This is a genomic window from Neobacillus sp. C211, from assembly GCF_051842875.1.
Lineage (GTDB): Bacteria > Bacillota > Bacilli > Bacillales > Cytobacillaceae > Neobacillus.
In genome coordinates, this window is sequence record NZ_JBPXRO010000084.1 from 1 (window position 1) to 1,799 (window position 1,799).

1 protein-coding gene and 1 pseudogene are annotated in these 1,799 nt (G+C 39.3%); both read right to left on the bottom strand.

Features of this window, described 5'->3' with window-relative positions; translation table 11 throughout:
- Window positions 1-126: 126 nt before the first annotated feature.
- Window positions 127-813, bottom strand: a pseudogene (gene ltrA / locus ACSU6B_RS29080) (group II intron reverse transcriptase/maturase); the annotation flags it as partial.
- A gap of 672 nt (window positions 814-1,485) precedes the next feature.
- The gene (locus ACSU6B_RS29085) at window positions 1,486-1,701 is read right to left on the bottom strand and encodes a hypothetical protein (RefSeq protein WP_410889943.1); all 216 of its coding nucleotides are present in this window, start codon (window positions 1,699-1,701) and stop codon (window positions 1,486-1,488) included.
- Window positions 1,702-1,799: the final 98 nt, after the last annotated feature.

Here is a 1,799-nt window from a genome sequence, read left to right on the forward strand (position 1 = left end):
TAAGCACCTTAAGGTGGTTTGCAACCTCTACCTGTATAGCGATTGCGAGAGGCCTACTCTCATCTTGAGTGCAGCACAACTAGTTGATTGTGCCTTTCAGGCACACCTCGCCAGTTTTCGTGGCACACAGTCATCGGCATAGCGTACAAATTTATGTCCTCGTTTTTCCAGTTCTTTATCAAGTTCATTTAAGATGATATTGCTTAGTAGCGGACTAAGTGGACCTCCATGCGGAGTACCTTCTTTATTTACAGACACAACCCCATTTTCCATGACCCCCGCTTGTAGGTACCGACGAATTAGTTTTAATGTTGGTTTGTCAGTGATAGTCTTAGAAACGATTGACATTAATTTGTCATGTTGCACTTTGTCAAAGAACTTTTCCAAGTCCATATCTACTACATATTCATTTCCCTCTTCGATGTATAATCTTGCTTGCTCAATAGCTTGATGTGCACTTTTATTGGGTCTGAACCCAAAACTATATGGACTAAATTGTTTCTCAAACATTGGTGTTAGTATTTGGATAATTGCTTGTTGGATAACTCGGTCAGTTACTGTAGGGATTCCAAGATTTCGTTTTCCACCGTTTGGTTTTGGAATTTCTACCCGTCGGACAGCTTGAGGTTTATATTTTCCATCCTGTATAAGTCGGATTATTTCTTGACCGTGCTCTTTCAAATAAAGGCGGGTTGCTTCTATATCTTTCTCATCGACACCTGCTGCCCCTTTATTTCTCTTGACCTTTTGAAAGGCTTGGTTCATATTTTCACGACTTATGATTCTCATAATTAATTCATTGTTTGGTTCCATATTGTTTCCATGTCCTTGAGTTTGCACAAAGGGAACTCCACTCTACAAAAGAATTCGCTGGTTTCCGTCCATCTCCATCTCTTGTAGTCATACGATTGGCTGTGTCTTAGCTCCTTTGTAAAATGCTCTAACATGGTCGCTCCTTTCGTTCCGTCCTTCTCAACCGTAAGGTTGATACTATGACTTCGGCTGACTTCTCTTAATTCAGCTACTTATCACTAAGTAGGTTCCTGTATTGGGTATTAAGAGACCTCCCAGGGTCATTCACTTTCTCCTCATATATCCGCCACATTTATTCCCGTTTCATCCGGAGATATTTTGGACTTTGTTTTGTTCTGCAAATTCGTCCTGAAACGGAAACCTCGAATGTGATTCGTGTACCTCAGACCGAGGATTTGCCTAGGGCTTCCTTCAGATTCCGCGTCACCACGGACACCCTTGCCTTCGGCTAATGGTTCGCATATCCCAACGCCCATAGCGGACTTGCACCGCCTAGTTAATGAACATGCCTGGCACACAGAAAAAGGATCGCCGCAGCGATCCCTGTCTTTAACTCTTGCACCCGTTAGTTGAAGAAGGAATTTAAAAATTAATTTTCTTTTTCGGTATTTTGAGTGGTTTTTCAACTAATCTTGCAACTTGTTTACCTTTCTTAAATCTTACATTATTTAGCTAATAAACGAATGCATCTGCATTAAAACTAACTCCGTAGTATATTTTTCCTTCTTCATCAACATGAGCAACCACCCAATAAGGATGATCATTTTTTCTATTATATATCCATCTATCAAAATCCCTTTGAAGTTGTCGAATATTTCTTCCAACTTTTGAAGGACACTCTATATATTCAGTGTCTTCTTCATATGTAAATTCAATTTTTACTATCATTATGGATACTCCTATTTTAAGATGATTTTAATATATGGTTACTTCTTGAACTTACGCACCCGTTACTTTAAGTAGATTATTTCACAATAATAGTAAGT